25 protein-coding genes are annotated in these 24,812 nt (G+C 67.9%); 9 read left to right on the top strand and 16 right to left on the bottom strand.

The features are described 5' to 3' along the window. Positions 1-21: 21 nt before the first annotated feature. The 4 genes from ACVCMC_RS02880 to ACVCMC_RS02865 form a co-directional block, all read right to left on the bottom strand. Positions 22-1,089, bottom strand: coding sequence for an NAD(P)H-dependent flavin oxidoreductase (locus ACVCMC_RS02880; protein ID WP_447098618.1), 1,068 nt, complete (start codon positions 1,087-1,089; stop codon positions 22-24). 63 nt (positions 1,090-1,152) lie between these two features. Beyond that, positions 1,153-1,341, bottom strand: a complete 189-nt coding sequence (locus ACVCMC_RS02875) for a pentapeptide MXKDX repeat protein (protein WP_447098617.1) — start codon at positions 1,339-1,341, stop codon at positions 1,153-1,155. 95 nt (positions 1,342-1,436) lie between these two features. Then, positions 1,437-2,132, bottom strand: a complete 696-nt coding sequence (locus ACVCMC_RS02870; protein WP_447098616.1) for a DUF1345 domain-containing protein — start codon at positions 2,130-2,132, stop codon at positions 1,437-1,439. 20 nt (positions 2,133-2,152) lie between these two features. Further along, positions 2,153-2,428 carry a GNAT family N-acetyltransferase gene (locus ACVCMC_RS02865; RefSeq protein WP_395119258.1) on the bottom strand — a complete coding sequence of 92 codons (276 nt, stop codon included), beginning with the start codon at positions 2,426-2,428 and terminating at the stop codon, positions 2,153-2,155. Between the two features lie 141 nt (positions 2,429-2,569). Here ACVCMC_RS02865 and ACVCMC_RS02860 point away from each other — a divergent pair, with 141 nt between their 5' ends. Next, positions 2,570-2,995, top strand: coding sequence for an OsmC family protein (locus ACVCMC_RS02860; RefSeq protein WP_447098615.1), 426 nt, complete (start codon positions 2,570-2,572; stop codon positions 2,993-2,995). A 1-nt stretch (position 2,996) separates the two neighbouring features. On the opposite strand, the gene ACVCMC_RS02855 is transcribed toward ACVCMC_RS02860, so the two are convergent. Next, positions 2,997-4,079: a 3-deoxy-7-phosphoheptulonate synthase gene (locus tag ACVCMC_RS02855; RefSeq protein ID WP_447098614.1), complete on the bottom strand. Its 1,083-nt coding sequence runs from the start codon at positions 4,077-4,079 to the stop codon at positions 2,997-2,999. A gap of 231 nt (positions 4,080-4,310) precedes the next feature. Here ACVCMC_RS02855 and ACVCMC_RS02850 point away from each other — a divergent pair, with 231 nt between their 5' ends. Continuing rightward, entirely contained in the window at positions 4,311-5,246 is a 936-nt protein-coding gene (locus tag ACVCMC_RS02850; protein ID WP_447098613.1) for an oxygenase MpaB family protein, read from the top strand. Between the two features lie 52 nt (positions 5,247-5,298). Beyond that, complete coding sequence (locus ACVCMC_RS02845) at positions 5,299-7,170, top strand: 3'-5' exonuclease (RefSeq protein WP_447098612.1); 1,872 nt, start codon at positions 5,299-5,301, stop codon at positions 7,168-7,170. 157 nt (positions 7,171-7,327) lie between these two features. Here the strand turns inward: ACVCMC_RS02845 and ACVCMC_RS02840 are convergent, their stop codons facing one another. The 3 genes from ACVCMC_RS02840 to ACVCMC_RS02830 are packed head-to-tail and all read right to left on the bottom strand — an operon-like array spanning position 7,328 to position 9,902. Next, positions 7,328-7,900 carry a relaxation protein gene (locus ACVCMC_RS02840; RefSeq protein WP_447098611.1) on the bottom strand — a complete coding sequence of 191 codons (573 nt, stop codon included), beginning with the start codon at positions 7,898-7,900 and terminating at the stop codon, positions 7,328-7,330. 31 nt (positions 7,901-7,931) lie between these two features. Further along, complete coding sequence (locus ACVCMC_RS02835) at positions 7,932-9,353, bottom strand: T6SS phospholipase effector Tle1-like catalytic domain-containing protein (RefSeq protein WP_447098610.1); 1,422 nt, start codon at positions 9,351-9,353, stop codon at positions 7,932-7,934. 24 nt (positions 9,354-9,377) lie between these two features. Continuing rightward, positions 9,378-9,902 carry a hypothetical protein gene (locus ACVCMC_RS02830; RefSeq protein ID WP_447098609.1) on the bottom strand — a complete coding sequence of 175 codons (525 nt, stop codon included), beginning with the start codon at positions 9,900-9,902 and terminating at the stop codon, positions 9,378-9,380. 295 nt (positions 9,903-10,197) lie between these two features. On the opposite strand from ACVCMC_RS02830, the gene ACVCMC_RS02825 reads away from it, so the two are divergent. Genes ACVCMC_RS02825 through ACVCMC_RS02815 form a run of 3 tightly spaced genes read left to right on the top strand, consistent with a single transcriptional unit; the run spans position 10,198 to position 12,352 of the window. After that, entirely contained in the window at positions 10,198-10,821 is a 624-nt protein-coding gene (locus tag ACVCMC_RS02825) for a CDP-alcohol phosphatidyltransferase family protein (RefSeq protein WP_447098608.1), read from the top strand. Continuing rightward, a complete protein-coding gene (locus tag ACVCMC_RS02820) occupies positions 10,818-11,417 on the top strand; it encodes a lysophospholipid acyltransferase family protein (RefSeq protein ID WP_447098607.1) in 600 nt (199 codons plus the stop codon). The genes ACVCMC_RS02825 and ACVCMC_RS02820 overlap by 4 nt, the downstream gene beginning before the upstream one ends. Continuing rightward, on the top strand, positions 11,414-12,352 hold the full coding sequence (locus ACVCMC_RS02815; RefSeq protein WP_447098606.1) for a phosphatidate cytidylyltransferase: 939 nt from the start codon (positions 11,414-11,416) through the stop codon (positions 12,350-12,352). Before ACVCMC_RS02820 ends, ACVCMC_RS02815 begins: the two co-directional genes overlap by 4 nt. 12 nt (positions 12,353-12,364) lie before the next feature. Here ACVCMC_RS02815 and nadD read toward each other — a convergent pair whose 3' ends face one another. The 8 genes from nadD to ACVCMC_RS02775 form a co-directional block, all read right to left on the bottom strand. Beyond that, on the bottom strand, positions 12,365-12,997 hold the full coding sequence (gene nadD / locus ACVCMC_RS02810) for a nicotinate-nucleotide adenylyltransferase (protein WP_447098605.1): 633 nt from the start codon (positions 12,995-12,997) through the stop codon (positions 12,365-12,367). Then, positions 12,994-14,004 carry a DNA polymerase III subunit delta gene (gene holA, locus ACVCMC_RS02805; protein WP_447098604.1) on the bottom strand — a complete coding sequence of 337 codons (1,011 nt, stop codon included), beginning with the start codon at positions 14,002-14,004 and terminating at the stop codon, positions 12,994-12,996. The genes nadD and holA overlap by 4 nt, the downstream gene beginning before the upstream one ends. After that, the gene (locus ACVCMC_RS02800; RefSeq protein WP_447098603.1) at positions 14,004-14,537 is read right to left on the bottom strand and encodes an LPS-assembly lipoprotein LptE; all 534 of its coding nucleotides are present in this window, start codon (positions 14,535-14,537) and stop codon (positions 14,004-14,006) included. The genes holA and ACVCMC_RS02800 overlap by 1 nt, the downstream gene beginning before the upstream one ends. Before the next feature lie 5 nt (positions 14,538-14,542). After that, positions 14,543-17,299 (bottom strand): leucine--tRNA ligase, encoded by a 2,757-nt coding sequence (gene leuS / locus ACVCMC_RS02795; protein WP_447098602.1) that lies wholly within the window; start codon positions 17,297-17,299, stop codon positions 14,543-14,545. A 131-nt stretch (positions 17,300-17,430) separates the two neighbouring features. Beyond that, positions 17,431-18,039, bottom strand: a complete 609-nt coding sequence (locus ACVCMC_RS02790; protein WP_447098601.1) for a PqiC family protein — start codon at positions 18,037-18,039, stop codon at positions 17,431-17,433. Beyond that, positions 18,036-19,724, bottom strand: a complete 1,689-nt coding sequence (locus ACVCMC_RS02785; RefSeq protein WP_447098600.1) for a PqiB family protein — start codon at positions 19,722-19,724, stop codon at positions 18,036-18,038. Before ACVCMC_RS02785 ends, ACVCMC_RS02790 begins: the two co-directional genes overlap by 4 nt. Then, positions 19,717-20,370, bottom strand: coding sequence for a paraquat-inducible protein A (locus ACVCMC_RS02780; protein WP_395119275.1), 654 nt, complete (start codon positions 20,368-20,370; stop codon positions 19,717-19,719). Before ACVCMC_RS02780 ends, ACVCMC_RS02785 begins: the two co-directional genes overlap by 8 nt. Then, positions 20,367-21,014, bottom strand: a complete 648-nt coding sequence (locus ACVCMC_RS02775) for a paraquat-inducible protein A (protein ID WP_395119276.1) — start codon at positions 21,012-21,014, stop codon at positions 20,367-20,369. The genes ACVCMC_RS02780 and ACVCMC_RS02775 overlap by 4 nt, the downstream gene beginning before the upstream one ends. A 119-nt stretch (positions 21,015-21,133) precedes the next feature. Here ACVCMC_RS02775 and trxA point away from each other — a divergent pair, with 119 nt between their 5' ends. From trxA to ACVCMC_RS02760, 3 genes are all read left to right on the top strand, one after another. Beyond that, a complete protein-coding gene (gene trxA / locus ACVCMC_RS02770; protein ID WP_447098599.1) occupies positions 21,134-22,003 on the top strand; it encodes a thioredoxin in 870 nt (289 codons plus the stop codon). Positions 22,004-22,188: 185 nt separating this feature from the next. Continuing rightward, the gene (locus ACVCMC_RS02765; RefSeq protein ID WP_395119278.1) at positions 22,189-22,641 is read left to right on the top strand and encodes a DUF4442 domain-containing protein; all 453 of its coding nucleotides are present in this window, start codon (positions 22,189-22,191) and stop codon (positions 22,639-22,641) included. Between the two features lie 290 nt (positions 22,642-22,931). Next, positions 22,932-24,809, top strand: a complete 1,878-nt coding sequence (locus ACVCMC_RS02760; RefSeq protein WP_447098598.1) for a prolyl oligopeptidase family serine peptidase — start codon at positions 22,932-22,934, stop codon at positions 24,807-24,809. Positions 24,810-24,812 lie beyond the last annotated feature (3 nt).

Here is a 24,812-nt window from a genome sequence, read left to right as displayed (position 1 = left end):
CGGCCGCCCAGGCCGCGGCCATCAATGTGCGAGCGACCTTTTCGCCATCCGGTACTCGTGCATCAGCCGCGCCACCAGTTCGGCGGCCGGTTGCGGGCGCACCATGGCGGCGGCCTGGCCGCACCACTCGGACAGCAGGTCGCCACGCCCGGCCGCCGCCGCGGCGCGACGCAGCGGCGCGGTGAGCGCGTTCAGCACCGGATACGGCAGGCCCTGCGCCGCCTGCGGCATCGCCTCGACGAAACGGTTGCGCAGGCCACGGGCGGCGCGGCCGGAGAAGCTGCGGATGGTGGCGACCTGATGCTCCTCGACCCGTGGCAAGTCCTGCTTCCAGGCCTCCGCCGCCGGACATTCCGGACAGGCGAGGAAGGCGGTGCCGAGCTGGCTGGCCGCCGCGCCGAGCACTTCCGCCGCCAGCATGCCGCGGCCGTCCATGATGCCGCCGGCGGCGATCACCGGGATGTTCACCGCGCGCGCGGCCAGCGGCAGCAGGGCGAACAGGCCGATCATCGCGTCCTCGGGCTCATGCAGGAAGGTGCCGCGGTGACCGCCTGCCTCGGCGCCCTGCAGCGACACGGCGTCGGCACCGACATCGGCCCAGGCACGCGCCTCGGCGACCGTGGTGGCCGTACCGATCACGACGATGTCGCGTCGGCGCAATTCGCGCCGCTGGGCCGGATCGATCACCCCGAACGCGAAACTCGCCACCGCGGGACGCGCCTCGCACAGCGCGGCGAACTGTTCGGAGAAACGTGGCGCCCAGCGCGCCGGCACGCGGGTGCGCACGTCGAGTCCTTCGCGCGCCATCAGCGCGTCGAGCTGTTCGCGCGCCCTGGCCACCGCTGCCATGTCGGCCTCGAACTCGTCCGGCAGCACGAACAGGCCGATCGCATACGGCCGATCGCCCAGCGCCCGGATCTGCGCCGCCTGGTCCAGGATCGCCTGCGGCTCCAGGTAGCCGGCACCGAGCGAACCCAGCGCCCCGGCGTTCGATACCGCGGCCACCAGCGCGGGCGACGTCGACCCGGCCATAGGTGCCTGGATCAACGGATGCTCGATGCCGAGCCGGCTGGCGAACGAGGCGCTCATGCATGATGGCCTGCGGCGGAGATGATCCCAGTATCCACCGCCGCCGCAGGCAACTGAAGCCGGTCAGCCGCCGAAGCCGATCGCCTCCTTCCTCATCGCATTCCCCTTCATGGCGTTCTGCTTCATCGCGTCGTGCTTCATCGATCCGCGCTTCATGGCATCGTGCGACGTCGCGCTGCCGGAGCTGGCAGCCATCGCGTCCCGGGCAAACGCCTTGCTGGCGGCAAGGGCAAAGGCAAGGCGCGCGTTCATCGGTCATTCCCCGGGGAAAAGGCAAGAAGGGATGAAGCGGTCATGCCGCTCCTCGCTCCCTTTGCCGCGAACCGAGGCCGGATTGCCCGGCCCGATCAGCTCCCCTGCCCGGCCACGATATTCACCGTGATCGCGATGATGAACACGTTGAAGAAAAACGCGATCACGCTGTGCAGCAGCACCACGCGGCGCAGGTAGGGGCTGGTGATCTGCACGTCGGAGACCTGGAAGGTCATGCCAATGACGATCGAGAAATAGGCGAAATCCCAGTAGTCGGGTTTCGGCGTGTCGGGAAACTCCAGGCCGGCATGCTTGTCGCCGAAGTTGCCGTAGTAGCCGTGGGCGTAATGCACCGCGAACATCACGCTGAGGAACAGCCAGCTCAGCACCACGCTGAGCACGCCGACGGCCAGCTCCGGCACCCCGCCGCTCCTGGCCGCGTGCAGTTCGTCACCCAGCGCCGCCAGCACCACCGCCGACAGCAGCACGCCGCCCCACAGCACGCCCCAGCGCCCGGTATCCAGCGCCTGCGCCTGGCGCCGCATGTGGCTGGGCGTGGCGTGGTTGAACAGCCTGGCCAGGATGCCGAGGTAGACCACCGCGGCCAGGTCGAAACCGAGCAGCACCGCGCTGGCCAGGCGCAGACCGAATCCCCACGACAGCACCGCGACCGACGCCACGAAAAGGACCAGCGACAGGATCAGCCACGGGCGCCCCGCCACGAAACGCCACGGCCGCCAGCCACGCGACCGGACCGGAGCCGGCTCCGGCTGTGCCGAGGGTTTTTCCATGCATGCCTCCGCGTCAGGAGTTAGCCGAGCAGGTCGTGATATTCGGGATGCCGCTGCACCCACGCGGCAGCATATGAGCATGCCGGCACCACCTGCCAGCCTTCCGCACGCGCAGCCTCCATCGCCGCCTGCACCAGCGCCGAGGCGATGCCGCGACCGCCCACCTCGGGCGGCACGCCAGTGTGGGTGATCGTCATCACGGTGCCGGCCAGGCTGTAGTCGAGCACGCAGTGCGCGCCATCCACCTCGGTGTGGAAGCGGTGCGCCTTGCGATCGTGCTGGATGGACAGTGGCATGGGTGCTCCTGACGGTCGGGCAAACCGCGAGCATACGGCGCGCGAGGGGCAACCGCATGTGAACCGAAATGCCCGCTTCATTCGCGCCGGCTGCATGAAGCTTCGTGCAGCATGGGTGCTTGTCCGCACAGGAGAACCCCGATGAAGAAATCCGCATTCGCCCACTGGTCCGGCGGCATCAAGGACGGCCAGGGCACGATCTCGACCGAGACCGGCGTGCTGCGCGAGGCGCCCTACGGCTTCAAGTCGCGGTTCGAAGATGGCCCCGGCACGAACCCGGAGGAACTCATCGGCGCAGCACATGCCGGCTGCTACTCGATGGCGCTGTCGCTGGGCCTGGGCAACGCCGGGCTCACCGCCACCAGCATCGACACCAAGGCGGTGGTGACGCTGGAGAAGGACGGCGACGGTTTCACGATCACGGCGGTGCACCTCAGCTGCGAGGCGAAGGTGCCCGGCGCCGACGCGGACACGTTCGCCCGGATCGCCGAGGCGACCAAGCTGGGCTGCCCGGTGTCCAAGGTGCTGAAGGCCGAGATCACGCTGGACGCGCGCCTGCTCGGCTGACTCAGGCGGCGGCTTCCGCCGGAAGCGCGGCAACAGTGCGGCGGCGCTGCCGCACTGCCCGCGCCAGCCGCTGCAGCACCTGCACGGAATCCTCCCAGCCGAGGCAGCCGTCGGTGATGCTCTGGCCGTAGCGCAGCGGCTGGCCGGGCTGCAGCTCCTGCCGACCGCCGAGCAGGTGGCTTTCCACCATCACGCCGAAGATGCGCGTTTCGCCGGCGGCGATGCGCACGGCGAGGTCTTCGATCACCCGCGGCTGGTTCTCCGGGTTCTTGCCGCTGTTGGCGTGGCTGGCATCTATCATCACCTGCGGGCGCAGGCCGGCCTTGTCGATCGCGGTGCAGGCGGCATCGACGCTGGCTGCGTCGAAGTTGGGCGCCTTGCCGCCGCGCAGGATCACGTGGCAGTCGCCGTTGCCGCTGGTGCTGGCCACGGCGGCCCGGCCGTCCTTGGTCACCGCCATGAAATGGTGCGGCTGCGACGCGGCCTGCACCGCGTCCACCGCGATCTTCACGTTGCCGTCGGTGCCGTTCTTGAAGCCGACCGGGCAGGACAGCCCCGAAGCCAGCTCGCGGTGCACCTGGCTCTCGGTGGTGCGCGCGCCGATCGCGCCCCACGCCACCAGGTCAGCGATGTATTGCGGCGTGATCATGTCGAGGAACTCGGTGCCGGCCGGCACACCCAGCGTGTTGATGTCGCGCAGCAGGCCGCGGGCAAGGCGCAGCCCCTTGTCGATGCGAAAGCTGCCGTCGAGGTCGGGGTCGTTGATCAGCCCCTTCCAGCCGACGGTGGTGCGCGGCTTCTCGAAATACACCCGCATCACGATCTCCAGCGCGTCGCCCAGTTCGCGGCGCAGCGGCGCCAACCGTGCGGCGTACTCCAGCGCCGCGCGGGGGTCGTGGATCGAGCACGGGCCGATCACCACGGCGAGGCGGTCGTCGCTGCCGCAAAGCATGCCGTGCATGGCGCGGCGCGCGGCATCCACGGTGGCCATCGCGGCGTCGCCGGCGGCGCAGTCGCGCATGATCTCGGCCGGCGTGCCGAGGGGGGTGATGGCGCGGATGCGCAGGTCGTCGGTGGCGTGCATGGCGGCTCTCCTGGGGATATTCAGGTGGCGGCCAAAAAAAAACCGCCATGGATTGGCGGTTCGGTGTGGTTTTTCGATCAGTTCAAAACGATCGCGTCCGCGCCGCCGCCGTTGGCTTCGGGTAGCCGTAAAACCAGAAATACAGGCGGGCGGTGATGGAGGACATGGCGCCATTGATAACACAATGGACGTCCAAATCAAACCTTCGCGTCCAGGCGATAGACTGCAGGCATGCCCTCGCCCATCGACGTGCTGCGCCAACCGATCCGCCACTGGGTGCTGCGCGCCTTCCCGCGCGCCGGCTCCGACGGCCCCGACTACGACCATCCGCACGGCGATCCGGGCCTGTTCGGGCCGCACAGCGCCACCTGGCGCGTGCACTCGGATTTCCCCGGCATGCTGGCCGGCGGCCTCGCCGCGCTGACCCTGCAGACGCTGCACCCGCTGGCGCTGGCCGGGGTCTGGGACCACTCCAATTTCCGCGGCGACCTGGTCGGCCGGCTGCGTCGCACCACGGCCTTCGTCGGCGGTACCACCTATGCGCCGCGTGCGCAGGCCGAGGCGATGATCGCGCACGTGCGGATGATCCACGGCCACGTCACCGGGCACGGCGAGGACGGACGGCCATACAGCGCCGACGATCCCGACCTGCTCACCTGGGTCCACGTCAGCGAGGCGTACTGCTTTTTGCAGGGCTACCGCCGCTACAGTCACATCGCGATGCCGCCCGGTGCTGCCGACCGCTACTACGACGAGGTGCGGCGGATCGCCGAGGCGCTTGGCGCGCGCGACGTGCCGGCGTCCGAACGCGAGACCATGGATTATTTCCGCCGCATCCAGCCCGAACTGGCCTTTACCGAACGCTCCCGCATCGTGCTCGGCCTGCTCGCGCGGGTGCGGCTGCCGGTGCCGGCGGCCGCGCTGTCGCGCGACCTGTTCCTGCGTGCCGGTCATGCCCTGCTGCCGGATTGGGCGCTCGCGGCGCTCGGCCACACGCCTCGGCAACAGCGCCAGGCGCGACTGGCCGCGCGTGCGCTGTGGTCGATCGCGCCGGTGTTCCGCGCCGCCCTGCAGGACGGCATCGCCAGCCGCGCGTGTCGGCGGGTGGACGTGGCGCCGGAGCAGTTGTCGCACTGGACGCAGCTCCACGCCGTCAATCAGCATTGACAGCGCCACCCTATCGGCTAACGTCACCCGGTGACGTCAGCCAGGGGCGCCTGTGGCAACACTCATCCCAACCCGCAACAGCTGCCTGCCGCGCATGACCGGCGGCGAGAAGCGTGTCTCCGAACGGCTGGAACAGAAGCTGGAGGACGACTACCTGCTCTGGTACGACGTGCCGGTCGGGCTCAAGCAGCGCCATCCGGACTTCGTGGTGTTCCACCCGCGCCGCGGCCTGCTGGTGCTGGAAGTGAAGGACTGGAAGGCCGACACCATCCGCCACGCCGACAGCACCCAGTTCACCCTGGTCACCGAGCGCGGCCTGGTAAAGGAGAACAACCCTCTGCTGCAGGCGCGCGCATATGCGCTGGAGATCGGCGTGGTGCTGGAGCGCGACCCCGCGCTGCGCCACCCGCAAGGCTCGCGCCACGCCGGCAAGCTGATCATGCCGTGGGGCTGGGGCGTGGTGCTGGCCAACATCACCCGCAAGCAGTTCGACGAGGGCGGCCTGGGCGAGGTACTGCCCGAGCACCTGGTGATCTGTCGCGACGAGTTGTACGAGACGGTCGACGCCGAGGCGTTCCAGCAGCAGCTGTGGGCGATGTTCCCGCAGGTGTATCCGGTGGCGCTGACCCTGCCGCAGATCGACCGCGTGCGCTGGCACCTGTTCCCCGAATTGCGCGTGGAAGCCGGCAGCGGCCAGTTCGGCCTGTTCGGGCCCACCGATGCCGCGGTGCGGCCGCTGGAAATCCCCGACCTGGTCAAGGTGATGGACGCCCAGCAGGAGCAACTGGCACGCTCGATCGGCGGCGAGCACCGGATCATCCACGGCGTGGCCGGTTCCGGCAAGACGATGATCCTCGGCTTCCGCGCGATGCAGCTGGCACGCGAGATGAGCAAGCCGATCCTGGTGCTCTGCTACAACAAGACGCTGGCCGCGCGGCTGGAACAGTTGATCGGCGAACGCGGCCTGGGCGAGAAGGTGCAGGTCTACAACTTCCACAAGTGGTGCCGCAAGATGCTGGTGGCCTACCACGAACCGCTGCCGCCGGGCAGCGGCAAGGCCTTCATCGAGGCGCTGCCGCCGGCGGTGATCGCCGGCGTGGACCGCGGCCGCATTCCGCGCGCCCAGTACGGCGCGGTGCTGGTCGACGAAGGCCACGACTTCGAGCCGGACTGGTACAAGCTGATCGTGCAGATGATCGACCCGGCCACCAACTCGCTGCTGGTGCTGTACGACGACGCGCAGAACATCTACGGCCATGCCGACCGCCGCAAGATCAGCTGGAAGAGCCTTGGCGTGCAGGCGCAGGGCCGCACCACCATCCTCAAGCTCAACTATCGCAACACGCTGGAAATCCTCTCGGTCGCCCGCGCGTTCGCCCAGGACCTGCTTGCCTCGCGCAGCGACGACGATGACGGCGTACCGCTGATCGCGCCGGAAAGCGCCGGCCGCCGCGGCGCCGTGCCCGAGCTGGTGCGCACCGAGACCGCACGCGCGCAGATGGATGTGCTGATCGCCCGGCTGCGCGACGAACACGCGCATGGCCGTCCGTACTCCGACATGGCGGTGATCTACCGCAACCAGTGGGAAGGCGAAAGGCTGCACGAGGCACTCAGGCAGCTCGGCATCCCCAGCCGCCTCGCCGACAACGCCGGCAAGCAGGCCCTGTTCGTGGTCGAGGACAGCGTGAAGCTGGTGACCATGCACTCCAGCAAAGGCCTGGAGTTTCCCTTCGTCATCATCCCCGGCATCGGCGGCCTGCCCAAGGAAGGCCAGGCCGAAGCCGACGAGGCGCGCCTGCTCTACGTCGCGATGACCCGCGCCACCGAACACCTGCTGCTGATCCACCACGACGACTCGGTGTTCTCCAAGCGCATCCGCGACTCGATCAACGAAGTGCAGGGTCAGCTGAAAGACACGCCGTAAGCCAGCGCCCCTCTTTCGCGTGAACCCGCCCGCGAGCGATGCTTTCGGGGTCCGGATTCGGTATCTGCAAGAGCGAGAGCATCGCCCACGAGCGAGCTCACAAGGGGCGTCGCAGCCATCGGTGGCCGGCTCGAGAAGTTGAAAAACTCACAAGCTCTCAGCGTGGCTTGACCGGCAGATATTGCCGCCGCTCGCCATGGCGCGCGCCGCGGGTGTCCACGTTCGCGCACAGCGTGCCGCTGTCGCACAAGGTCACGTCGGCGCCGTTGTAGGCTTTCAGCAACTCGGCGGAAAGCTGGTTGTCGCGAATCACGCGGGTGTAATGCGTCGACAACCACACGCTGCCGGCCAGCAACAAGGCGAACGCCAGCACGACGGCGCCGAGGGTTTTCCATATCAACTGGCGATGCAGCCGTTGCAGGTGACCGATCTGTCCGGCCAGCGCCTGTGCAGTCTTTTCCACATCGCCGCTCGCCGAATCCAGACGCTGGCGATAATCGCCGATCGACGAGCCGAGGCCCTCGCGCATCAGCGAACTCATCTCGGCCGGCAAAGTCTGCAACGCACCATCGGCAGAGGTCTTGACTACCGCCGGCAGTTGCAGCGCCAGTCCCTGCAGCGCATCGGCCAGAGCTTGCAGGCGCGAGTCGATGGCGGCGCCGCGGCGCTCGTAATGCACCATCAGCGTCGCGGTCTTGTCGATCAAGGCGGTCAATTCGTCCTCTTGCATGGTGTCGCTCCGTGATGCCAATCGATCGTGTTCAGCGCTGCAGCACGGGTTCCGGAACGGGTTGCAGCCGCGGTGGCGCGGGCATCGCCTGCTGCTGCGCCGCGTGCTGCTCCAGCCAGCCCGCCTGCGTCGCGGCGCGCTCGAGCAGCCGGCGGCCAGCGTCACCATCGGCCAGCGTGCGGTTTTCGCGGCTGAACGTCGCCCAGTCGTTTGCCTGTCCGGCCGCCAGCAGGCGGTCGAGCCGTGCCGACAAATCGTCGGCTGGCGTCTTCCATGCCGACTCGGGCGTTACCGTCCGGGCACCCGCCTGCACCGGCTGCCGTTCAAACTGCCGGCTCAGCACTTCGTCGCGGGGCTCGGCGTTGTACGGATCGCTCACCTTGCCAGCCTCGTGCTTTGGCACCAGCAGCTCGTTGTAGCCCTCGGGACGGAGTCGGTCGACCTTGCGGCCGAGTCGATAGATCAGCATGCCGTCCTCCGAGCGATGCACCACGTTCAGGCGCGGGCCGCCGGGTACCGCCTGCAGCGTGAGGAACGGCTGATCGCTGAGGGCATTGAGGTAATCGCTCATCAGGTTGTCGCTGCGGATGGCCAGGCCATCCCGGTGATAGCTGCCCCCGACGTCCGAATGCACCCCAGCCACGATCACGCCCAGGAAGCGACCATCCGGCGTCATGCCCGGATCGATGATGCGATCGGACTTGAACAACCCGCGCCGCTCGTCCGCGGAAATGATCTGAAACCCGGAAATCACCGACGGCGGCAGGCGCCGGTCGTGCTCGCGCACCGGCTCGCCGGTACCCACTGCATCGAACAACCCCACCACCTGTGCCACCTGGCCCGGCTCGACCAGCGGGGACCTGGTGTATTCGACGCGGGTGATCTGGTGGTGGCTGTCGTAGGCGTAGACCGCGCCAGCGGGATCCTGGATGCCGCGATCCTCCACCAGACGGGCAAACCCTGCCGCCTCCTCCGAGCCGCGACTGAAACCGAGATCGGCAACGCGGATTTCAGCCTGAGGATCTTCTCGCCGCCACTCCTTGGCCTGCTTGATGAACAGCTTGTACATCTTTTCGATGCGTTCATCGTAGGTATTGCCGTTGATGCCATCCAGGGTGCGCGCGAGATAGTGATCCTGTGTGCCGGGGCCGGGGACGTAACCCACCTCGATCTGCTTGTTGCCCTGTTTGACCAGGGCGTCAATCTGACCTTTGATTTTGGCCACGTTGGTCGCATGCTGCGGGTCCTTGAATACATCGTTGCCCGTGCCATCGAATGCTGCCAGGAACAAGTGCTCGTGTGGATTGTTGGCATGTATCAGCAGCGGCGCTTGAAATCGTGACAAGGCCTCCGCCGCATCGACGTAACTCTGCAGCCTCGGAGCGTCGGCCTTGTAGTACGGCACGCCATCATCGCGGATCCCGTCCTTGTCCAACCTGTCTTCGTGACCCATTCCCTTGCTCCCAAATCGATCAAATCAATAGGTGTGTGTCCATGCAAGAAACAGGTCATCTCGGAAATCGCTGTCCTTGTTTCCAGGAATCTGTTCTGTCTTGGTCGGAATGAACATTTTTGTATAGACGTCAATGGCGCGGTCGTTTACTACCAGGATAATGCCGGGTTCGCCAGCCACGGGACCATGGAAAAAGTCGGCCATGTCCGCCTTGGGCACTTTGTGCCAGACCAGCTGATCCTTGAAGATCGCCGCCATGTCCACCTTGGCCTCGTGCTGAACGCCATCCAGCGATTTCCACCGCACTTGCGCAGGTGCCGGGAAGTTCTCGATGCCAAGGTAGGATGCGTTCCAGTTCGTCTTGTAGTTGCCTGCCGGCGGTGGTGGGCTGACCTCGTCAGGCCCATCTTCCACCTGATAGTGACGGTCGTAGATCACCTGGCAACCAATCGTGTTGTAGCAATAGGCGACGAAATTGTGTTGTGCAAACCGCAACGGCACCGCATACGTTTCCGGCGGTGGCTGGATCTTCGGGGACTGATCGGTCATGGCGGCGTGGCATCCTGTCGTCAGTGCAACGGCTATCGCTATCAAGGGAAGTACGGCGTGGCGTATGGGCTTCCGTCGGTGCATCGGGCTCTCCTGCCTCGGTCTGCGAACACCACGGAATGTACGGTGCCGAAAGAGCCGTGCGCAACGCGTTGGCGAAGGAAATGCCGAATCCATCAGGTGTTGGCGCCGTTCGCCCACCGCGCCATGAGGCCTGCGCCCACAGCCGGAGCGATTGATACACTGCAAGCTCCATTCGCGCGACGGGCGTACCAGGAAGAAGCACGAGGCCGGCATGAAGCAAACCGATCGACGCCCCATTGCGGCACGCAGCAGCGCCTGGGCGAAATTCGTCACCCGCGCCCTCGTGCGCACCTCGATCACGCCCAACCAGATCTCCTGCGTCAGCGTGCTGTTCGCCGTGCTCGGGGCGACCGCGCTGCTGGCAATGACCGCTCCGGCCGGCATGCTGCTGTGCGCCGCCTGCATCGTGCTGCGGCTGCTCTGCAACATGTTCGATGGCATGGTCGCGGTCGATGGCAACAAGGGCACGCCGGCCGGGGCGCTGTTCAACGAAATACCCGACCGGCTGGCCGATTCGCTGTTCCTGGTGGCGCTGGGTTACGCGGCCGCCCTGCCCTGGCTGGGCTGGCTGTGCGCGTTGCTGGCGGCGCTCACCGCGTATGTCAGGGTGCTCGGTGGTTCGCTGGGGCTGACCCAGGATTTCCGCGGGCCGATGGCCAAGCCGCACCGCATGTGGCTGCAGGTGGCGACGCTGTTGCTCGCCGCGGCACTGCTGCCGTGGCGGCATGAACTGCTGCTTGCCGGCGCCGGCCTGATTGCCGCGGGCTCGGCGCTCACCTGCATCTGGCGCGCCCGCGCGATCGCCGTGCGCCTGCGCCAGGGCAATGCCGCATGATGACGTCGCATGTCCTGGTCGGGCTGGTGCGCCTGCTGGTCGGCGCGCATGCGCGCTGGATCGGCTGCAAACCATCGCCCGCCCAACGGATCTACTTCGCCAACCATTCGAGCCACCTCGATACGCTGGCGCTGTGGTCGGCGCTTCCGCCGAACTTGCGCGCCACCACGCGGCCGGTGGCGGCGCGCGATTACTGGGGCCACGGCGGCTTTCGCGGCTTCATCGCCGACCATGGCTTTCGCGCCGTCTACATCGAGCGCGACCGCACCCGTTGCGACGGCGACCCGTTGCTGCCGTTGCGGGAGGCACTGGACACGGGCGAGTCGCTGATCATTTTCCCGGAGGGCACGCGCAGCCAGCAGCCGCTGCCGCAACCGTTCAAGGCCGGGCTGTTCCATCTGGCGCGCGATTACCCGCAGGCAGAGCTGGTGCCGGTCTACCTGGATTCGCTGCACCGGAGCATGCCCAAGGGCAGCCTGCTGCCGGTGCCGCTGACCTGCGTGGTGCGCTTCGGCGAAACCATGCGATTGCGGGCGAACGAAGACAAGGACGATTTCCTCAGGCGCGCCCACGCGGCGGTGGTGGCACTGGCATGACGGCACAGCAGAAGTTCTGGTGGGTGATGGGCGGCATCCTGGCGCTGTTGCTGCTGGCCAGCGCGATCGGCGGCTGGCTGGGACGGCGGGCGGCGCCGGGCAAGCGCGAGGTGATCGACAACCTCAACGCCCGCATCCGCGCCTGGTGGTGGATGGCCGCGCTGCTGTGCGCCTGCTTCGTGCTGGGCCGCGTCGCCACCCTGGTGTTCTTTGCGCTGGCCTCGTTCTTCGCGCTGCGCGAGTTCGCCACGCTCACGCCGACCCGCCGCGGCGATCACCTGCCGCTGGTGCTGTGTTTCTACGTGGCGATACCGCTGCAGTACTGGCTGATCGGCATCGACTGGTACGGGCTGTTCGCGATCTGCATTCCGGTGTACGGCTTCCTGCTGTTGCCGGCGATCACCGCGCTCAGCGGCGACACCGAGAATTTCCTGGAGCGCACCACCAAGATCCAGTGGGGACTGATGCTCACGGTGTACTGCGTGAGCTACGCGCCAGCGGTGCTGCTGCTGCACATTCCCGGCTATCAGGGGCAGAGCCTGCTGCTGATGCTGTACCTGCTGCTGGTGGTGCAGATCAGCGATGTGCTGCAGTACGTGTTCGGCAAGCTGTTCGGCCGGCACAAGCTGGCGCCCAGGGTGAGCCCATCCAAGACCGTCGAGGGCCTGGTCGGCGGTGGCCTCTCGGCCATCGCCATCGGCGCCTGCATGTGGTGGATCACGCCGTTCACGTTCTGGGGTTCAGCCGGCATGTCGCTGGTGATCGTGCTGGCCGGCTTCCTCGGCGGACTGGCGCTGTCGGCGGTCAAGCGCAGCATCGGCGCGAAGGACTGGGGCAGCATGATCGAGGGCCACGGCGGCATCCTCGACCGGCTCGACTCGGTCACCTTCGCCGCGCCGATCTTCTTCCACATCGTGCACTATGCATTCATGTGATCCGGGGCCGGATCAGCGGCGATAGGGCGCGAGCAGCCCGGCCGAATCGAACAGCCCCGCCGGCAGCAGGTAGCGCGGATCGCGGCCGGCGGCCAGCAACTGGCGGATGCGGGTGGCGGAAATCTCCAGCGGGGTGACCGCCAGCTCGATCACGCGACCGGCTGGCGCCAGCCGCAACGCCGCGGCGTCGTCCGCCCGGCGGCCGGCGAGTTCCCGGTGCAACGCTTCCGGCAGCGGGGCCTGTTCACCCGGACGGCTGAGCACGCCAATGTGCGCCAGCTCGAACAGCCGCTGCCACTCGTGCCAGCCGGGCAAGCCGGCGAACGCGTCGGCGCCGAGCAGCAAAACCAGCGGACGATCACCCTGCTCGGCGCGCAAGCCGGCCAACGTGTCGACCGTGTAGGACGCGCCCTCGCGGGCCAGCTCGCGCCCATCCGGGATCAGCCGCGATTGGCCGCGCAGCGCCACCTGCAGCATCGCCAGCCGCTGCGCCGCGCTGGCGATCGGCGGCGGGCGATGCGGCGGCAGCCCCGCCGGCATCATCAGCACCTCGGCATCGAGCAGTTCGGCGGCTTCCCACGCCACGCACAGATGGCCGAGGTGGATCGGATCGAAGGTGCCGCCAAAAATCGCCAGCGGTTTCACGCGAGCGCCTTCGCGGCGCGCGGCTCGGCAATGGCCGCGATCAGCCGTTCGGCTTCCAGCCACGCATCGCCCTGCTCGCGGCCCTTGGCCATGCGGTCGATGCGCGCGGCACGCGCCAGGCATTGCAGCCAGTGTTCGCGCGGCGCACGGCGCAATGCCTGGCGGAACATCTGCTCGCGCGATTGCCACAGGCGCTCGGCCTTGGCCTGCGCGGCGAAGTTCTGCGCATTGGCCAGACGCAGCGCCAGCTGCAGCTGGTTGACCAGCCAGCCCATCAGCGCGATCAGCTCGTCGCCTTCGGAACGCAACCCGGCCAGCACGCGCAGCGCGCGCGCACCGTCGCCGGACAAGGCGGCGTCGGTGAGCTTGAATACGTCGTAACGGGCGCTGTCGGCGACGAGACTCTCCATCTCGGTCGCGTCGATGCGGCCTTCACCATGCAATACCGCCAGCTTGTCGACCTCCTGCGCCGCCGCCAGCAGATTGCCCTCGACCCGCTCGGCCAGCAACGCCACCGCGTCGGCACTGGCGCTGAGTCCGCGCGAAGCCAGCCGCGCACCGACCCAGGCGTTCCACTCGTGCGGCCGCGGCGCATTGAACACCACCATGCTGTGGCTGGCGTCGAGCTTCTTGCTCCAGGCGCCGTCGTGCTTGCTGCTCCACTCCATCGCGGTGATCAGCAAGGTGACGTCCGGCGGCGGGTCGGCGCAGAACGCGGTGATCGCCTTGGCGCCTTCGATGCCGGGGCGACCGGTCGGCAGGCGCAGGTCGATCAGCCGGCGGCTGGCGAACAGCGACATGCTGGCGCCGGCGCGGGCGACGTCATCCCAGTCGAAATGCTGGCCGACCTCGAGCACCTCGCGCTCGCCGTAACCCAGTCGCCGTGCCTGCGCGCGCAACGCGTCGGCGGCTTCCAGCACCAGCAGTTCCTCGCCGGCCAGCAGGTAGACGGCGTCGAGTCGATCCGCCGCCAGCGCCTTCGACCACTGGTTCGGGTTGAGCGGCATCAGCGCACGCTGGACGCCGCGGCGGGAGAATGGGCGGCGGCCTGCAGGCGGAACATGATCGCCTGCACCATGTCGTCATCGAGGCTCTTCTGGATCTGCTCGACCTGCGAGGCGCTGCCCACCGTGTTGCCGGCGTCGTAGCTGAACTCGCGCGACATGTTGATGGTCTGCTGCGGCACCAGGATCTGCCCGGTGGCGTCGGTGACGCCGAACCTGACCGTGTAGTGGATCGCGAACTCGCTGATGCGCGCGTAGCCACCGGAGGTGAGCGTGTCGGTGTTGAAGGCGGCGGTGGGTACGGCAAGCTCGGCGATGCCGGGGCCGGGCGCGTCTTCGACGGCAACGCCGGCGCGTTCCAGCGCGAGGGTCAGCTGGCGCTGGAAATTGCTGCCGCCGTGGGCGTCCAGATGCACCCGCTGCATGGCCGCGGGCAGGTTGGCGTTCTGACGCAGATGGAAGCCGCAGGCAGTCAGCGCCAGCGCGGCGAGCAGCAGCGACAGCAGGCGAATCCGACGCGCGTTGATGAAGCCCATGGTTGTCATCCTGCGACGATGTTGACGATCTTGCCGGGCACCACGATGACCTTGCGCACCGTCATGCCCTCGAGGAACTGCCTGACCTGCGGCTGCGCCCGGGCCAATGCCTCGGCCTCGTCCTTGCCGGCGTTGACCGGCAGCTCGATGGTACCGCGCAGCTTGCCGTTGACCTGCACCGCCAGCGTCGCGGTGTCGCGCACCAGCGCGACGGGATCGACTCGCGGCCACGGCTGGTCCTCCAGCACCGCGACCGGGTGGCCGAGCACCTGCCACAGCGCGTGGCAGACATGCGGCACCACCGGATTGAGCAGCAGCACCATCGTCTCCAGCGCCTCGTGACGCACGGCGCGGCCCTGCTCGCTGGCGTCGTTGAACTTGCCCAGCGCGTTGAGCAGCTCCATCAGTGCGGCGATCGCGGTGTTGAACGCGTGGCGCCGGCCGATGTCGTCGCTGACTTTCTGGATGGTCTCGTGCAACTGGCGGCGCATGGCCTTCTGCGCGGCATCCAGTGCCGCCGGGTCCACCACCGCATGGTCGGGCCCGCCGGCGTGGGCGGTCACCTCGCGCCAGAAGCGCTTGAGGAAACGCGCCATGCCCTCGACACCGGCCTCGTTCCATTCCAGCGACTGCTCCGGCGGCGCGGCGAACATCGAGAACAGGCGCACCGTGTCGGCGCCGTACTTGGCCACCATCGACTGCGGGTCGACACCGTTGTTCTTCGACTTGGACATCTTCTCGATGCCGCCGATCCGCACCGGTTGCCCGTCGGTCCTGAGCCGTGCGCCAGTGACGCGGCCGTGATCGTCGCGCTGCACTTCCACGTCGGCCGGGTTGAACCATTCCCTGGAGCCGTCGGCGTTCTCGCGGTAGAACGTCTCGGCGATCACCATGCCCTGGCACAGCAGGTTGGTGGCCGGTTCGTCGGTGGCCACCAGGCCTTCGTCGCGCAGCAGCTTGTGATAGAAGCGGAAATACAGCAGGTGCAGGATGGCGTGCTCGATGCCGCCGATGTACTGGTCCACGGGCAGCCAGTAGTTGGCGCGGTCGTCGACCTGGGTGGCCGCGCCGGGCGAGGTGTAGCGCGCGTAGTACCAGCTCGACTCCATGAAGGTGTCGAAGGTGTCGGTCTCGCGCTCGGCGGCGCCGCCGCAATTCGGGCAGGTGGTCTGGCGCCAGGCCGGGTCGGCCTTGATCGGCGACTGCACGCCGGAGAAGGCGACGTCCTCGGGCAGCAGCACCGGCAGTTGGTCTTCCGGCACCGGCACGTCGCCGCACGCCGCGCAGCGGATCACCGGGATCGGGCAGCCCCAGTAGCGCTGGCGGCTCACGCCCCAGTCGCGCAGGCGCCAGTTGACCCGGCGCGCGCCGCAGCCGGCGCGCTCGAAGCGCGTGGCCAGCGCGTCGAACGCATGGGCGAAATCCATGCCGTCGTACTCGCCGGAATTGACCAGGGTGCCGCGCGCGGTCCAGGCCGCCTCCTCCATGATGCGGCGCTCGAACTCCTGCACCACGCGCAGCGGCGCGGAGACATCCTGCGCATGGATGTCGCGGCCTTCCAGCGCGGCCAGCATCGCGTCGCTGCCCACGCCCAGCGCCAGCTCGTGGCGGATCTGTTTCAGCGCATCGAGCACCGACTCGTCGACGATCACCATCCTGATCGGCAGGCTGTACTTCTGCGCGAATTCCCAGTCGCGCTGGTCGTGTCCCGGCACTGCCATCACCGCGCCGGTGCCGTAGCCCATCAGCACGAAATTGGCCACCCAGATCGGCACGCGCTCGCCGCTGATCGGGTGGATCGCGCACAGGCCGGTGTCCATGCCGCGCTTGTCCTGGGTCTCCAGCTCGGCCTCGGACACGCCGCCGTGCTTCAGCTCGGCGATGAAGGCGGCCAGCTTCGGATTGTCCTGCGCCGCGCGCTGCGCCAGCGGGTGCTCGGCGGCGATCGAGAGGAAGGTCACCCCCATCAAGGTGTCGGGGCGGGTGGTGAACACGCTCAGCGGTTCGCCCTCGCCGTCCAGCGCGAAGCGGATCTCCAGCCCCTCGCTGCGGCCCAGCCAGTTGCGCTGCATGGTCTTGACCGCATCGGGCCAGCCCGGCAGCGCGTCCAGGCCGTCAAGCAGTTCCTGCGCGTAGTCGGTGATCTTCAGGAACCACTGCGGGATCTCGCGCTTCTCCACCAGCGCGCCGGTGCGCCAGCCGCGACCGTCGATCACCTGTTCGTTGGCCAGCACGGTCTGGTCCACCGGGTCCCAGTTCACCACCGCGTTCTTGCGGTAGGCCAGGCCCTTCTTCATCAGCCGGGTGAACATGCGCTGCTCGTGCACGTAGTAGTCCGGCCGGCAGGTGGCGAACTCGCGCGACCAGTCGAACGCGTAGCCCATCGCCTGCATCTGCGCGCGCATGTGCTCGATGTTGGCGTAGGTCCACTTGGCCGGCGCGGTCTTGTGCTTGATCGCGGCGTTCTCCGCCGGCAGGCCGAATGCGTCCCAGCCCATCGGCTGCAGCACGTTCTTGCCCTGCATGCGCTGGAAGCGGCTGATCACGTCACCGATGGTGTAGTTGCGCACATGCCCCATGTGCAGCGCGCCGGACGGGTACGGCAGCATCGACAGGCAGTAGAACTTGGCCCGGCCGGACTGTTCCTTCACCTCGTAGGCGCGCTGCGCATTCCAGTACTGCTGCGCGGCAGCCTCCACCGCTTGCGGGCGGTAGGCGGTTTCGTCGGTGTCGGCAGCGGTCGGGGCTTGATTGTCCTGCATGATTTCGGAAGGCCATGATGCGGTGGGTGCGCACCGGATCGAACCGGCGGCGGTGAACGGGTCAGACTAGCCCAGCGCGGGGTTTCCGCCAAGGCCGGCACCGTTCCGGCATTCACGCAGGAGCGGCCGACTCAGCCTTCCGGGCAGGCGGCCGGCTGGCCGGATGCCAGCGCGCGCGCCACTCCCGCCATCTGTTCCGCCAGCTGGTCCAGCGCCTGCTGGTGGCCCTGCACCAGGGCGTCGTAGCCCGGCCCCACGGCTTCGCGGATGCGGCTGCTGCATGCCTGCGTGGCCAGCTTGCCGTCGTGGCGCCAGCGCAGTTGCCAGGCTGCCTCGATCAACGCGTGATCGCCCGGCTGCGAATCGAAGCGGCGCACGTCCAGACTCACCTGCAACAGCGGCTTGCCGCTGGGCGCCATGCCGCCCACGTCACGGCCCGGCAAGGCGCGAGTCAGGTCGGCGGCCAGCGCGCCGCGCACCTCGTCGGCCAACGGCGCGATCCAGCGCTCGCCCTCCAGCAGGGCCACGCTCTGGCCGCCCTGGCGCACGACCAGTTGCGGCCGGTCGACCTGCGCCGGCACGTTGACGGTGAGCACCTCGAACGCAATCGCGGTCGCCGACTCGGCCACCGGTGCCGCCGATCCGGGCAGCAAGGTGTAGTAGTGCAGCGGTGCCGAGGCACAGGCCGCGAGCAAGGCTGCGGCGGTGATCGCCAGCAACGCGATGGCGTGACGCATCATGGCTTGTGCTCCTGTGCCGGGGCCGGTTCCGGTGCGGGCGGCGTGGCAGGTCGGTCGTCGGGGCGGCGCCCGCGCAGCAGGGCTTCGGGATGACCGCTGAGGTAATCCGACAGCACGCGCAGCGAACGCGACATGCGCTGCACCTGCTCCAGCGTGGCGCCGAGATTGCGTTGCAGCGGCGAATCGTCCGACAGCGCCGCATCGGCGGTGCCCATGGTTTTCTGCACGCCGTGCAAGGTCTCGGTGAAGGCCGGCAAGGTCTTGCCGTTGACCTGCTTCAAGGTGGTGTCGAGCCCGGCCAGCACCTGGTCGACATGCTTGCCGATGCTGTCGAACGGCACCTTGTCGAGCTTGTCGACGATCTCCGCCAGTTGCTCCTGCAGTTTGTCGAAACTGCCCGGCGCGGTGGGGATGGTGAGCGGCTTGGCGGCCGGGTCGAAGTCGACCTTGGTGGCGTGCGGCACGAAATCCAGCGCCACGTACAGCTGCCCGGTGAGCAGGTTGCCGGTGCGCGCCTGTGCGCGTAGCCCGTGCGCGATCAACCCGCCCATCATGCGCGCCAGGTCCGGAGCATGGCCGTTGGCCCTGGCCATCGCTTCCAGCTTGTCGTAGGCGGCGCCGAGGCGCTCAGGGTAGACCACCGCGCCCACCAGCACCGGGAATTTCTGCGTCTTCTCGTCGTAGTCCAGGCGCACCGAGACGACCTTGCCGATGTTGATGCCGAGGAACTCCACCGGCGCATCCACCGCGAGCCCGCGCACCGACTGTTCGAAGCGCATGCGCAGGTAGTGCGGCTCGCCGTCGGGCGGCGCCATCGCGGTGGTGCGGTCGCCGAACAGTTTGAAGCTGGTGTCCTCCGGTGCCGGCGTGCTGTCGTGGGGACCGGGCGGGTCCTGGAAGGCCACGCCGCCGGCCAGCACCGCGGCCATCGACTGGGTGTTGAGCTTCAGCCCGTTCGCGCCGAGCGAGAGATCCACCCCGCTGGCATTCCAGAAGCGGCTGGAGCGGCTGACGAAACGGTCGTTCGGGCCGTCGATGAAGACGTGCAGCGACACGCCCTTGCCGTCCTTGTCCAGCGTGTACGAGGCCACCCGCCCGACCTGGATGCGCCGGTAATAGACCGGCGAGCCGACATCCAGCGAGCCGAGGTCCTCGCTGTGCAGGACGAAGCTGCGGCCCAGCTCGCCGTGGCGCACCGCCGGCGGCGCTTCCAGGCCATCGAAGTGCTCCTGCTGCTCGTCCGACTCGCCCACGTCGGCGCCGATGAAGGCGCCGGAAAACAGCGTGTCGATGCCGGACACGCCGCCCAGCCCGATGCGCGGGCGCACTACCCAGTAGCGCGTGCCCTTGGTGGCGAAACCCTCGGCGCTCTTCTCCAGCGCCACCGACACCAGCACGTGGCTGCGGTCGGGGCTGAGCCGGATCTTCTTGACCCGCCCGATCACCACGTTCTTGTATTTGACCGGCGTCTTGCCGGCGTCCAGCCCCTCGGCGCTCTGCAGGCTGATCACGACCTGCGGCCCGGTCTGCAGCCAGTTGTGGATCACCAGCGAAAGCCCCACCAGCGCCGCCAGCGCGGGCACCAGCCAGATCAGCGACTCCTTGAAGCGGCGCTGCTCCACCACCGGCCGCGGCAGGGCGTCGGGCGCGGGCGGACCGGGTTCGACGCGGGTGTCTTCAGTCATCGGTGTTCCTGCCATCCCAGATCAAGCGCGGATCGAAACTCATCGAGGCGAGCATGGTCAGCACCACGGTCAGCCCGAAGAAAATGACGCCGGGCAGCGGCTCGACCCGACTCAGCACGTTGAAGCGCACCAGCGCCGTCAGCAGCGCCACCACGAACACGTCCAGCATCGACCAGTAGCCGATGAACTCCACCAGCCGATACAGCCTGGCCCGCTGCGGTCGCGCCCAGTCGCTGCCACGCTGGCTGCTCACCAGCAGCATGCCCAGCGAGAGAAACTTCAGCATCGGCACCACGATGCTGGCCAGGAAAACGATGATCGCCAGGTCCACCGAGCCATTCGTCCACAATTCGACCACGCCGCTGATGATGGTGTTGTCGTCGACGTCGTTGAGGCTGGCCGTGCGCATGATCGGCAGCACGTTGGCCGGAATGTACAGGATGAAACCGGCGATCAGCAGCGCCCAGGTGCGCGCGTAGCTGTTGGTCTTGCGCCGGCGCAACGTGGAACCGCAGCGCGGGCAGGCCATCGCGTCGCCCACGCCGTCGCCGTCGAGCTTCGCGTTGCCGGCCACGTTGCGGCACACCAGCCCGCACATGCGGCAGCCGATCAGGCCCAGGTCGACGGCACGAGGCAGCGCGCTCACGGCTTCGGCTCCGGCGTCTGCTCCCACAGCTGGCGCATGTCCACGCCGGCGAAAATGGTGATCAGCAACGTCAACGCGCCATAGGCGTAGATGCCCGGGTCGGCCACCACCTCGAAGTAGGTGTGCGCCTTGACGATCGCCACCAGCGCACCCAGCACGAACACTTCGCTCATCGTCCACGGGCCGATCCGGTGCAGGGCCACCATCAGCGGGGCAAAGCCGGGCGCACGCCGGCCCATGCGGGCGAACCACAGCAGCCAGCCCATCACCATCATCTTCGTCATCGGGAAAAAGAACAGCGTGCCCGCCGCCAATACGGCGACCACCTGGGCGCCCTGCTCCCACATCGTGACGATCATGCCCCACAGCGTGGTGGCGCTGAACTGGCCGTTCAGGCCGAGCGTGAAGATCGGCCAGATGTTGGCCTGCACGAACACGATCATGGCGGTGAGGATCAGCGCCAGCAGCGCATTGACCGACAGCGCGCGATGGCGATCCAGCTCCGCGCCGCAACGCACGCAGCGGGCGACCTCGCCCCGCGCGAGCGGACGCCGCCGATAGACGGTGTCGCAGTGTTCGCAGATCAGCAGCGCATCGGACGAACGCGCATGCAGGCAATCGGTGTTTCGTACGGCGGTGGCCATCGGGGGATTCTCGCAAATCTTTCGTGAATGCGCGCGCGAGCGCAGGCCGCGCGTCCGCTGCTTGATATGCTGGGCATCGCCCTGATCTGGGCATCCACAACCCGCCGCCGGAGCTTTCCGTGACCGATACCACCCGCGCCAGCCACGTCTTCGACATCGACCAGCAGACCTTCGAGACCGAGGTGCTGCAAGCGTCGATGGACACGCCGATCCTGGTCGACTTCTGGGCCGCATGGTGCGAACCGTGCAAATCGCTGGGGCCGATCCTGGAAAAGCTGGCCGCCGAGTTCAACGGCGCGTTCCGGCTCGGCAAGGTCGATGTCGACGCGCAGCAGGAGCTGGCGGGGATGTTCGGCATCAAGAGCATCCCCACGGTGATGCTGGTCAGCCAGGGCCAGGTCGTCGACGGCTTCGCCGGCGCACTGCCCGAGCGCCAGCTGCGCGAGTTCCTCGGCCGCCACGTGCAGGCCCTCGAAGGCGACGAGGGCGACATCGCCGACGACGACGCTCCCGCCGAAACGCCCGAGGCGGCGATCAACCGCATCCAGCAGGCGATCGCCGCCGAGCCGGCCAAGGCCGAGCTCAAGCTCGACCTGGCGCTGGCGCTGATGCGTGCAGGCCAGGCCGATGCCGCCAGCGCCGAACTCGACGCCCTGCCCGCCAACCTCGCCACCGACGCGCGCGCCCAGCGCCTGCGCAGCGAACTGGAACTGGCCCGCGCCGCCGCGGCCGCCCCTGCAGCAGACACATTGCAACAGCGCATCGAGGCCAACCCGGAAGATTGGGAAGCACGCGACCTGCTCGGCCTGCGCCTGCTGCAGGAAGGCGACGCCGAAGCCGGCCTCGACCAGTTTCTCGCCATCCTGCAAAAGGCCCGCGACTGGAACGACGGCCAGGCGAAGAAGCGCCTGCTCGCTGCCTTCGCCACGCTGGACGACGCCGAGCTGGTCGGGCGTTACCGGCGACGAATGGCCTCGATGCTGTTCTGAGGCCGATCATCCCCTCGCAGGAGCCCGCTTGCGGGCGATGCCTTTAAGCTTTTTTGCGAATTCCGAATCCCGGCGCAAGCGCATCGCCCGCGAGCGTGCTCCTGCGTGTTCATCGGGGTGCGCACCCGTTCCATACCGTTACGTATGTTCGGGTAGGATGTTTCTTTTCTCATTCCATCGCCCTCATGCGCGCCTCCACTTTTCGCCGGCTGTTCAACCTGTGGCCGCCGGCCCTCGTCAACGCGATTCGCGTGCAATCACTCAGCGAGGACTACACCGAAGCGACGGTGGTGTTGCGGCTGCGGCCGTGGAACCGCAACTACGTCAAGAGCCAGTTCGGCGGCAACCTGTTCGCCATGGTCGACCCGTTCTGGATGCTGCTGGCGATGCACCAGCTCGGCAGCGACTACTTCGTGTGGGACAAGGCCGGCACGATCGACTTCGTGGCGCCGGGCTACGAGGACGTCTACGCACACTTCAAACTCGACCCCGCCGTGGTCGATGAACTGCGCGTCGCCGCGGCCGGCGGCGAAAAAGTGCTGCGCTGGTTCGAGACCGAAGTGACCACCGCCTCCGGCAAGGTCATCGCCATCGTGCGCAAGCAGCTCTACGTTCGCCTCAAGCCCAAAGCACGCTGATCGCGCACGGCGGATGGGCATCCTCATGCCCGCGGAAGCGGCTGGCATGTGAATGTGGCCGGGGTCGACACCGGTGCGGACGCAAGTTCCTGCGTTTCCAAAATGCGATCTCCGACTGCTATAAATAAGCGATCGCGTGGCCGCCATCCGGACGGTCGCGTCCAGGGGGGGGGGAATCAGAGATGGATATTCGGTGCAAGGTTGCGGCCCTGTTGCTGGTCTGTGCGGGCGTGGTCCATGCTGCGCCAGTGTCGTTTGCCGATCTGGCGAGACATCCCGAGTACACGGAGGTGAAGATTTCTCCGGACGGGCAGTACCTGGCGGCAATGGGCCTGGTCAAGGGGCAGCGCTCGCTGGCACTGATCCACCTGTCCGACATGAAGGGGCACGTGGTGCGCCCGCGCGAGGGAGACGACGTCATCGACTTCTGGTGGGCTTCGCCCACCCACGTGGTGTACAGCGTCGGCGAGCACGTGGGTGGGTACGACGTGCCGCTGTCCACCGGCGAACTGTTCGGCGTCGAGGCCGATGGCGGCAATCCGCTGCTGCTGTACGGCTACCGCAAGGGCGGCAGTTCGGTGAGGTGGCTGACGCAGCGCAACGACGGCAAGTACGGCACGGCGACGTTCATCGCGCCGATTCCCGGCGATCCCAACCACGCGCTGGTCTCGATCAGCTCCTGGTCCGGCTCGGGCAACGAGGGCGAGCTGTCCCGGGCGGTGCGGATGGACCTGCGCAGCGGCGACATCGCGCCCATCATCAACGCCCCCGGTCGCGACATGACGTTCGTGGCCGACCACCAGGGCCGCATCCGCTTTGCCGCCGGACTCGACGCCAACGGCAACCCGAAGGTGTACACCCACCCGGTGGATGCGGACGGCTGGAAGGAGCTGCCGGAGTTCGAGGCCAGCCGCTCCTTTCCGTGGGCGTTCGACGCGGACGACAGCCATGCCTACTTCAGCTGCTCGCCGAAGGCGGGCGGCTTCGGGGTGTGTCGCTGGGACCCGGCCACCGGCAAGCTGACCGAGCTGTGGAGCAACCCGACGGTCGAGGCGAACGCGCTGATCTTCGGTCCGGCCGACGACCAGATCATCGGCGTCGGTTTCGAGGATGGGCGGCCAGGCGTGGCGCTGTTCGATGGCAACGCGCCGGCAGCGAAGACGGCGGTGGGGTTGATGCAGCACTTCCCTGGCGAATACGCGCGCATCGTTTCCGGCACCCGCGACGGCGCCCTCTGCATCCTGTACGTGTCCGCGGACAGCGACCCGGGCCACTTCTACCTGTTCGACCGCAAGGCCGGCAAGCTCACCTCCTTGCTGGCCACGGAACGCTGGATCGACCCCGTCCGGATGGCGACCAAGCAGCCGTTCGCGTTCTCCGCCCGCGACGGGTTGAAGTTGCAGGGTTACGCCAGCTTCCCGCCGGGGCTCGAAACCGCCCGGCACCTGCCGATGGTGGTGCTGGTCCACGGTGGCCCCTACGGCGTGCGCGACGATTGGGACTTCGACCCCTACGTGCAGATGCTGGCCACCCGCGGCTACCTGGTGTTGCAGGTGAACTATCGCGGCTCCGGCGGTTACGGCTACGCCTTCGAGAAGGCGGGCTGGCTCGAATGGGGCGGCAAGATGCAGGACGACGTCACCGACGCCACCCGCTGGGCGATCGCGCAGGGCCTCGCCGATCCGAACCGCATCTGCATCTTCGGCGGCAGCTACGGCGGCTACGCGGCGCTGGAGGGCGCAGTGAAGGAGCCCGACCTGTACAAGTGCACCATCGGCTACGTGGGCGTGTATGACCTCGCCCTGATGTACCGGCGCGGCGACATACCGCAGTCCACCTCCGGCGAGAACTACCTGCAGCGCGTGCTGGGCACGGACATGGACACGCTGGCGCGGCGCTCGCCGATCAACCAGCTGGACCGACTCAAGGCCAGGGTCATGCTGGTGGTTGGCGGCAAGGACAAGCGCGTGCCGTCGATCCAGGGCCGCAGCCTGCACACGGCCCTGCTCGACCGCCACGTGGCGCACGCCTGGATCGACCAGCCCGACGAGGGCCACGGCTTCTACGACGAGAAGAACGTGGCCGAGCTGTACCAGCAGATCGTGCAGTTCGTCGGCTCCAGCATCGGCCCGGGCGCCCCGACGGCGGTTGCCGCACCCACCAAGTGACCC

Source organism: Rhodanobacter sp. UC4452_H20, from assembly GCF_052978205.1.
This window is presented reverse-complemented; position numbering and strand designations above follow the sequence as displayed.

Coding starts and splice junctions, on each gene's coding strand:
- ACVCMC_RS02825 (WP_447098608.1), top strand. CDS start 10,198: ATGAAGCAAACCGATCGACGCCCCATTGCGGCACGCAGCAGCGCCTGG.
- ACVCMC_RS02790 (WP_447098601.1), bottom strand. CDS start 18,039: ATGATGCGTCACGCCATCGCGTTGCTGGCGATCACCGCCGCAGCCTTG.
- ACVCMC_RS02815 (WP_447098606.1), top strand. CDS start 11,414: ATGACGGCACAGCAGAAGTTCTGGTGGGTGATGGGCGGCATCCTGGCG.
- ACVCMC_RS02860 (WP_447098615.1), top strand. CDS start 2,570: ATGAAGAAATCCGCATTCGCCCACTGGTCCGGCGGCATCAAGGACGGC.
- ACVCMC_RS02835 (WP_447098610.1), bottom strand. CDS start 9,353: ATGGGTCACGAAGACAGGTTGGACAAGGACGGGATCCGCGATGATGGC.
- ACVCMC_RS02820 (WP_447098607.1), top strand. CDS start 10,818: ATGATGACGTCGCATGTCCTGGTCGGGCTGGTGCGCCTGCTGGTCGGC.
- ACVCMC_RS02865 (WP_395119258.1), bottom strand. CDS start 2,428: ATGCCACTGTCCATCCAGCACGATCGCAAGGCGCACCGCTTCCACACC.
- leuS (WP_447098602.1), bottom strand. CDS start 17,299: ATGCAGGACAATCAAGCCCCGACCGCTGCCGACACCGACGAAACCGCC.
- ACVCMC_RS02785 (WP_447098600.1), bottom strand. CDS start 19,724: ATGACTGAAGACACCCGCGTCGAACCCGGTCCGCCCGCGCCCGACGCC.
- ACVCMC_RS02840 (WP_447098611.1), bottom strand. CDS start 7,900: ATGCAAGAGGACGAATTGACCGCCTTGATCGACAAGACCGCGACGCTG.
- ACVCMC_RS02855 (WP_447098614.1), bottom strand. CDS start 4,079: ATGCACGCCACCGACGACCTGCGCATCCGCGCCATCACCCCCCTCGGC.
- ACVCMC_RS02765 (WP_395119278.1), top strand. CDS start 22,189: ATGCGCGCCTCCACTTTTCGCCGGCTGTTCAACCTGTGGCCGCCGGCC.
- holA (WP_447098604.1), bottom strand. CDS start 14,004: ATGCCGCTCAACCCGAACCAGTGGTCGAAGGCGCTGGCGGCGGATCGA.
- ACVCMC_RS02800 (WP_447098603.1), bottom strand. CDS start 14,537: ATGGGCTTCATCAACGCGCGTCGGATTCGCCTGCTGTCGCTGCTGCTC.
- ACVCMC_RS02870 (WP_447098616.1), bottom strand. CDS start 2,132: ATGGAAAAACCCTCGGCACAGCCGGAGCCGGCTCCGGTCCGGTCGCGT.
- ACVCMC_RS02775 (WP_395119276.1), bottom strand. CDS start 21,014: ATGGCCACCGCCGTACGAAACACCGATTGCCTGCATGCGCGTTCGTCC.
- ACVCMC_RS02830 (WP_447098609.1), bottom strand. CDS start 9,902: ATGACCGATCAGTCCCCGAAGATCCAGCCACCGCCGGAAACGTATGCG.
- ACVCMC_RS02850 (WP_447098613.1), top strand. CDS start 4,311: ATGCCCTCGCCCATCGACGTGCTGCGCCAACCGATCCGCCACTGGGTG.
- ACVCMC_RS02875 (WP_447098617.1), bottom strand. CDS start 1,341: ATGAACGCGCGCCTTGCCTTTGCCCTTGCCGCCAGCAAGGCGTTTGCC.
- ACVCMC_RS02880 (WP_447098618.1), bottom strand. CDS start 1,089: ATGAGCGCCTCGTTCGCCAGCCGGCTCGGCATCGAGCATCCGTTGATC.